The 6966-nt window shown below is 57.5% G+C and carries 6 protein-coding genes, 1 tRNA gene and 1 pseudogene; 3 read left to right on the top strand and 5 right to left on the bottom strand.

What is annotated here, in order from left to right; genetic code table 11:
- Window positions 1–660: pseudogene (locus tag H1Y01_RS11420) on the top strand (PA domain protein); the annotation flags it as partial.
- A gap of 14 nt (window positions 661–674) precedes the next feature.
- Here the strand turns inward: H1Y01_RS11420 and H1Y01_RS11415 are convergent.
- Together H1Y01_RS11415 and lpxC are read right to left on the bottom strand one after the other, a co-directional pair.
- Complete coding sequence (locus H1Y01_RS11415) at window positions 675–842, bottom strand: hypothetical protein (protein ID WP_180540647.1); 168 nt, start codon at window positions 840–842, stop codon at window positions 675–677.
- A 13-nt stretch (window positions 843–855) separates the two neighbouring features.
- Window positions 856–1743, bottom strand: coding sequence for a UDP-3-O-acyl-N-acetylglucosamine deacetylase (lpxC, locus tag H1Y01_RS11410; protein WP_180540646.1), 888 nt, complete (start codon window positions 1741–1743; stop codon window positions 856–858).
- Between the two features lie 211 nt (window positions 1744–1954).
- Between lpxC and H1Y01_RS11405 the strand changes: the two genes are divergently transcribed.
- Window positions 1955–2031 (top strand) — tRNA-Met (locus H1Y01_RS11405).
- A 42-nt stretch (window positions 2032–2073) separates the two neighbouring features.
- On the opposite strand, the gene H1Y01_RS11400 is transcribed toward H1Y01_RS11405, so the two are convergent.
- The 3 genes from H1Y01_RS11400 to H1Y01_RS11390 all read right to left on the bottom strand — a co-directional run bounded on the left by H1Y01_RS11400 (window position 2074) and on the right by H1Y01_RS11390 (window position 5480).
- The gene (locus H1Y01_RS11400) at window positions 2074–3300 is read right to left on the bottom strand and encodes a histidine kinase dimerization/phosphoacceptor domain -containing protein (protein WP_180540645.1); all 1227 of its coding nucleotides are present in this window, start codon (window positions 3298–3300) and stop codon (window positions 2074–2076) included.
- A gap of 93 nt (window positions 3301–3393) precedes the next feature.
- Window positions 3394–4959, bottom strand: a complete 1566-nt coding sequence (locus H1Y01_RS11395) for an ATPase domain-containing protein (RefSeq protein ID WP_180540644.1) — start codon at window positions 4957–4959, stop codon at window positions 3394–3396.
- A gap of 263 nt (window positions 4960–5222) precedes the next feature.
- A complete protein-coding gene (locus H1Y01_RS11390) occupies window positions 5223–5480 on the bottom strand; it encodes a hypothetical protein (protein ID WP_180540643.1) in 258 nt (85 codons plus the stop codon).
- Between the two features lie 43 nt (window positions 5481–5523).
- Here H1Y01_RS11390 and H1Y01_RS11385 point away from each other — a divergent pair, with 43 nt between their 5' ends.
- A complete protein-coding gene (locus H1Y01_RS11385; protein WP_219341473.1) occupies window positions 5524–6552 on the top strand; it encodes an ROK family protein in 1029 nt (342 codons plus the stop codon).
- Window positions 6553–6966 lie beyond the last annotated feature (414 nt).

The following is a 6966-nucleotide window of genomic DNA, read 5'->3' as shown; positions in this document are numbered from 1 at the left end:
ATCCTCAACAGCCACACCGACGGCCCCAACGGAACCGAAGATGACGGACCCAACGCCATTCTTGGGATGGCGCAGTATCTCACGCGAATCCCGCGCGAACAGCTCCCGCGCAGCATCATGATTCTGCTCACCACCGGACATTTTGTCGGAGGCGCCGGCGCGCGTGCGTTCGTCGCGCAGCATCGCGGAGACATCCTCCCTCGCGTTGCCGCGGCGGTAACCGTGGAGCATGTCGGAGCCAAAGAGATGGCAATTACATCCTCCGGTTCGTTTCAAGCGACCGGCGGCTTTGAGCCCGGCATCGTCTTCATGCCGCCGAATGCTGACGTGTTGGGTCAACGCGTGATGGCAGGACTTGCGGCGGGCAAAATAGGCGGCACATTTGTTTCAGGCCCGACCAATCCACGGCCTACGAGTAACCGCACCGAAATCGCGTGGCCAGGTGAGGGGCAGCATCTTTGGAACAACGGCGGCTTGGCGGACGCAAACTACATCACCGCTCCGAACTACTTGTTCAGCGGAGGATTTCCGACTGCGGCGTACACCGACTTCGACCGGATTCGCAGCGCGTCCATGGGTTTCGTTGACTTAGCGCTCGACTTAGCGAGAACACCAAAGCAAAGCCTGGCCGTTCCGCCGCCGCCGGACTACTCCGGGTAGATAGGAGCGCGGTATCAACTTACGGCGTCGGGATCGGCCAAAGGGTCCTGCTTGTGCTTCGGCTTCCTTTGATCTTTGGGAACGATTACCTGGCCCGGCTTCACCGTTCCGACGCGCTCGCGCGCAATCGCCCGCACTTCGGCATCAGCGTCGAATTTCTTCGGCTTCTTCCTTTTAGCCATCGGGTTAGTTTGATTATGAGACGAGCGCGTGGGCTAGCGGAACTTCGATCTGATCGCTGGTAAGGACTTCGTAGACCGACGGGTCCGACATGATCTTCGACACCAGGGCGGTGTGCATGGCGTGTCCCGCCCGGCGCGCGATCACATGGCCCAGCAGCGGGCGGCCCAGCAGCGCCAGATCGCCAATCAGATCGAGCGCTTTATGGCGGCAGCACTCATCGCGGAAGCGCAGCCCTCCGGGATTTAACGGGCCGGCGTTGGTGAAGCAGATGGCGTTTTCCAGCGTCGCGCCGCGAATCAGCCCCATGTTGCGCATCTGATCGAGATCGCGTTCGAATCCGAATGTGCGGGCCGGCGCGATCCGCGACGTGTAGTTTTCAGGTGTGACTTCCATCTCCAGAGCCTGGCAGCCCACCGGCTGCGGGTAATCGACATCGCAAGTGAGCCGAAAGTCTTCGGAGGGAATGATCGAAATGCGCTTGCCCTTATCTTCCACCGAGATGGGTCGCAGGATACGCAGGTAGCGCCGGCGGCGGCGCAAACGCCGAATGCCGGCTTCGTTCACGAGATCGACGAACGGCTGGCTGCTGCCATCCATAATCGGAACCTCGAGATTATCGATCTCGACGAACGCGTTGTCGATACCCAGGCTGTAGAACGTACTGAGCAGATGCTCGGTTGTCGATATCAGGACACCTTGGCGCATGAGACTCGTCGCGTAGGAAACGCGTGCCACATGCCGCCAACTTGCCGGAACCTGGAAACTGTTCAGGTCTGTTCGAACGAACACGATCCCGGTAGCCGCGGGAGCGGGACAAACCCGGATCTTGACGGGTACCCCGCTGTGAAGACCGACGCCGGCCGCTTCGACAATACGGCTAAGCGTCGTTTCAAACCGCAATGCACATGTCCGGGTGAAGTTTCAAACGAATCACAAACTATCGATTCTACAGGGAAGTAGAAGGTTACCAGTGTGTCAAAAATACAACAGTGCGACCGCGGGATGTGGCGCCCTTTCCACAATAGGGCGCGAGTTTCCGGCGCGGTACCCCATGTAGGGTTGATGCTACGGTGGATGCGGGAAAGATATTGCGGGCATGATATTCTGGTTTCGCGGGGTGGAGCAGTCCGGTAGCTCGTTGGGCTCATAACCCAAAGGTCGTTGGTTCAAATCCAACCCCCGCAACCAAATCCACTTCTCAAATCTGTTCGCCCTTTAAGCAGGCGCAGACTAGCCGGCCGGAACGGCATGGGTAGGTTCGACAGCCGCCATGGCCTGCGCGGACGGAAACAATACTTCGAATCTGGTTCCGTTGTCCCGATGCAATTCGACCTTCCCCGAAAGCTGTCGAGTCAGCGTTCGGACGATGCGCAGTCCGAGCGACCTGGGCTGTTGCAAATCGATACTTTCAGGCGCCCCGATCCCGTTATCTGCGACACTAATCCGGAACACGCCTGGCCTGTCGATCGCTAGAACAATCGTAATCACGCCGGGCCGCCCACTCGGAAACGCATACTTGAACGCATTCATAAGCAGCTCGTTGAGGATCAGGCCGCACGGGATACTTTCATCGATGGTGAGCTCGATCGGGTCGACCTTCATTTCGACTTGGATGTTTTTCGAGCCGAACAATGCGGCGATGCGTGCAGCGAGTTCTCCCACGTACTTATCGAAGCGAATTTGTCTTAAGCTCGCCGAACCATACAGGTGTTCATGTATGGAAGCCATCGACAAAACCCGCATTTGACTGTCTCGCAAGTTACTGGCGGCTTGCTCGTTAGCGATCGAATCGGCGTGAAGGCCCAGCAGGGAAGACACGACCGCCATGTTGTTCTTCACGCGATGATGCACCTCCTGCAGGAGAACGGTCTTTTCCTCCAGCGCGCGCCGCAGTTTTTCGGCAAGAACGAAAGCGTAGCGTTCGTGCACCAACGCCCGCCCCAATGACTCGAGCAATTCACCGTAAGCATGCAGCGTTGCGGGCCGGATGGGTGGTCGTGAGGTGGCGGCCAGCCAGACCTGTTCCGACGCAAGGTGAAGTTCATTCGCCAGCCGCTGCAATGCGAGAGGCTGGGGGTAGTCGACGAAAACCTGTCCGGCGATTACGGCGCCCAAAGACGCGCCTTCGAGGAAAAGCGGCGCTGCTATATGAGCCGAACCGGCCGCATCCCTGATTTCCGTAATCTCTCCAGTCCGCAATGCTTCGGTCACGATGCCGCACCGCGTTTCCTTCAAGACACAAAACGGACAGATCGCGCCGCTGAGGAAAGCACTGTCGCGAGATAGCAGCCAAAGCGGCTGCGGGTTCTGACACTCACCCATGAGCCGCCCGGTTGCGTCGGTCAATGCCACCGCCACGTTCGTGGTACGCGCGAAGCGATTTAGGGCCGAGGACCAACTTGGCAGATCCAGCAACTCCGTTAGCAGGCTCGCTGAAACCGGGCTAACTTTGGCCATCGGCACACCGGGGGTTGATCGTCTTGTAGTTTGCCTCTTCGGGCGTATGGGGGACTCGGCCTACCCCGAGGTCAAATCCCGAGTTTTCCGGCATTACTCCAAAGCCAACTCAGCCGCACGTTGGTACGTCTTCAACCGGGCCGGTCTCCGCGTAGGAGCCCGGCTCAATACGCTGGTGTAGCGGGAGAAAGTCATCGCGCCCTTTCTATCGATGGGCACAAGGTTGATCCCCCCCTCGCCGATCAGATACTCCCGGCTGTCAAACTCATGCTTACAGCCCCTTGCTTTGACAACCGTGATGCAGCGCCGTATGGCACTCCGGATTTCTACCATACTCAACAGGATGATATTGTCCACGATCGAACTTACCGGGAAGTCCGGCATGAAGGACGAAATGCCCAAAAACTCGGGATTTTCATAATTGAAGAAGGCGGTCATCAGACGCCCTTTGCTGTATCCGACCAGGGCGTGAACGAAGTCGCGATATACCTTTTGGTCGCCAATAGCCGTACTATAGCTCGTCATGCCGTCGATCACCATTCTTTCGATGCCATGCTTCTCCACCTCACGAGTGATTTTGTTGAAGTGCGCATCGATGTCCAACTCTTGTGGGCTGTCGAACAACACACGAAGGGAGCCATCATTCATTAAGGTTTGGAGGTCCAGATTGATGGCCGCGGCGTTTCGGATGATTTGCGCAGGGTGTTCATCCAGGGAGACCAGCAGCCCGCGTTTTCCGCGCGTAATGCCTTCGCGAAGAAGGTGCGTTCCCAGGACCGTCTTACCAACTCCCGAGACCCCGATAACCATCGTCGTGGAACCCTCGTAGAGGCCTCCTCCCGTCAATAAATCGAGTGCCGCTACTCCGGTTACCGATTGCTTGACTTGCGAGCTGGGTTGCACCGCTTCGCTATAAACCCGGGCCTGTACGCGCCGGAAGACTTCCAAGCCCACACCGTCGGTGATGTGTAAAGTATGTTGCCCGTAGCTATATTTATGACCGCGGTTCTTCACAATCTCTATGGTTCGAGACGTCTTGCGGCCATCCTTGATAAGATTCAACTGGACTACGGTATCCACCAGAAAGCCCGACGAATCGAGGGTGTCGGAAGTTGGAACGAACGAAGGAATTTCATGCGAGAGTACGGCCGTCAGCCGGGCCCGGCTGAAGCTATCGATGACCTGTTGGAGGAGACGACGAAAGGATCGTATCTCTACGCTGCGACCGCCGGTTCCAGGCGCAGGGGGGCTTAGCAGATTAATGCCGTCTATGAAGATACGGTTCGCTCCCATGGAACTAGCCTTCTCGAGCAAAAGGCTTTCCGGAGAACGGAGTTCCTCGTCAAGAACGTCCGGGGACGTAAAGATGATCTCCAGTTTGCCCTCACGCTGTAATCGCGCAAGGTCCCACCCGAATGTCGCGCAATCGCGAATCAGTTTGGCCGGGCTCGTTTCAAAAAGGACGATCATTCCCGGTTCGTCGAACTCGACGATCCCTCTATAAACAAACTCCACTCCGAAAACTGTTTTGCCGGTTCCCGTCGCCCCTTGCACCAGAATGACATTGGTCCTGGGGAACCCTCCTTCCAAAACTGCATCGAGTCCCGCTATTCCGGTGGCGGCAAGATTATCGTCTGGCAGGAAAGTATCTTGAGACAAAGCGGCCTCATTTCTCGAAGTACGTTTAGTTTACATGTACACAGTAACACTATCCCCGCAAGGGAGCAAACTTCGCTGGAGCCCCGCAAAAAACAGCGCCGCCACGCCTTGCCGGCGGTTCGTCTCCAGGTAAAAGTGAACTACTTTGAATCCTGTGCGACAGGTTATAAGAGACGGGAACCAGGAGTAAGAATACCTCGGGAAGTAATCCTTCTCGCGCGGCCATTTTTGCGCCCAAATCCACCGAACCGGCTCGTACCCATTCATCCGATGATGAATTTGAAATCGTTTGTTTCGAGACTCGCCGGGGTTAGAAAATGCGTGCGTGGAGATAGAATTCCAGCCGTCTCCCCGAACAACGCGGGCGGAATCATTCGCTTTTGCACGATCGCTTGAAGGGCGGGCGCCGGCGCGGCTACGTTATCGGCTGTCAAGGTGACGTTACCTAATTTCACCGTTTTCACCGGAACCTCCAGGCCCTTGCGCGGGAAGCCCGCCCTTCCACCAACTTCGGTCTTCAAGCACCTGCTAGGCTGGAAAACCAGAACGAGCTCTTAAGGTGAGGTGCTAGCCCTGCAAGCTGTAGCCGGAGTCGACCTTGGCGGAACCGCCATCAATTATACGTTTCTAACCGACCAGGAGCAATTTCTGATCGAGGGCCTTTGCGAGTATCCCGCGCGGGCGCGCGAAGGTCCGTCCATTTGCCTGCAGCAGATCGCCGATGGACTCCAGATCGCCTTCGAGAAGGCCGGCGTATTGCCTTCGGAGATTTCCGTGGTGGGCCTCGATACTCCCGGCCCTTCCAGCGCCACCGGTGTTTTGAGTGCGCGGGGATCCACCAACTTCGTTCATCCGGATTGGGCGGGGTTCGATATCCGCGCAGGTTTAGAGGATAAACTCGGTAAGCCGGTAATCTACCTCAACGATGGGAATGCGGGAGCCATTTGGGGCCATTTCGTCATCTTCGGCGCCAAAAGCCCTGCCACGTCTGTGTCGGCGATTGTCGGCACCGGCCTCGGCGGCGGCATTATCATCGAGGGTAATGTCGTCAAAGGGCGACAAGGCTTTGGCGGCGAGCTCGGCCATGTTCTCATTCCCTACCAGAGCATTCGGGGCATCGAAGGGCTGATCCCCGAATGTAATTGCGGGCGCATCGGCGACCTCGAATCGCTTTGCTCGCTTACGGCTATCGAAAAGACGCTGCTTCCCTACTTCCTGGGGAAAGCTCCGGAACACGATCTTGCGAAACTGGGCGACCTCCGGAAGGCATCCAAGCTGGTGCGCGGTCTGGCCGAACGGGGAGATGAACTCTCGCTCGAAATCTTCCGCGTTCAGGCGCACGCTTTGGGCGTGTTCTTCGACGAGATGATCAACACCTTCGATCCGGACGCCTTGATCGTGGGCGGCGGCATCATTGAGACGACGGACGAGCTGCAGACCTGGATCGTCGAAGAGATCCGCGCGGGGATGCCGAAGCAACGGGTGGAGCAGGCCGACATCCCAATCCATATCATGCCCAACGGCGACACCGCCGGAGCCCGCGGGGCGGCCATCGAGGCGCTGAAGTTCGGCCGCCAGACCGGCGTGATATAGCGGGACGCTCTGCTCGAAGAAGATATCCGGCATCGAACACATCGCGCGCAGGGCCAAGGGCGGATCGGAGCTGCTTGACTCAGTTTCGCGTTCTCCAGGGTCATCGCTCCAGAGTAACGGCGCACCGGCTGTCTTGAGGAACCGCGCAAAACCGAGCGCGGCCCCTATCCTTTGCGCTCCTGAGTAAGTCGCCGGCAAAAACGGAGTCCGCGAACCGCCTTACTTGAATGCACTAACAGCGCCGGCGCACTCTTTGCGGGCTAACAGTTTTACTCGGCCCAAAGATTTTTTAAGTCGCCGGTTAGATTCCGCAAGTCTCTAAGGGCGAAAGAGGCTCTCTATGGACACTATCTCCGTTGGTCAATACCAACTTGTTTATAACGCTTTCTCCTTTACCATTGCCGTGATGGGAGC

Source organism: Nevskia soli, from assembly GCF_903970205.1.
Classification (GTDB): Bacteria; Acidobacteriota; Terriglobia; order Bryobacterales; family Bryobacteraceae; genus Bog-113.
Note: the sequence above shows the minus strand (reverse complement) of the source record. Positions and strands in the feature narration are given on the sequence as shown.

Coding starts and splice junctions, on each gene's coding strand:
- H1Y01_RS11400 (WP_180540645.1), bottom strand. CDS start 3,300: ATGGCCAAAGTTAGCCCGGTTTCAGCGAGCCTGCTAACGGAGTTGCTG.
- H1Y01_RS11415 (WP_180540647.1), bottom strand. CDS start 842: ATGGCTAAAAGGAAGAAGCCGAAGAAATTCGACGCTGATGCCGAAGTG.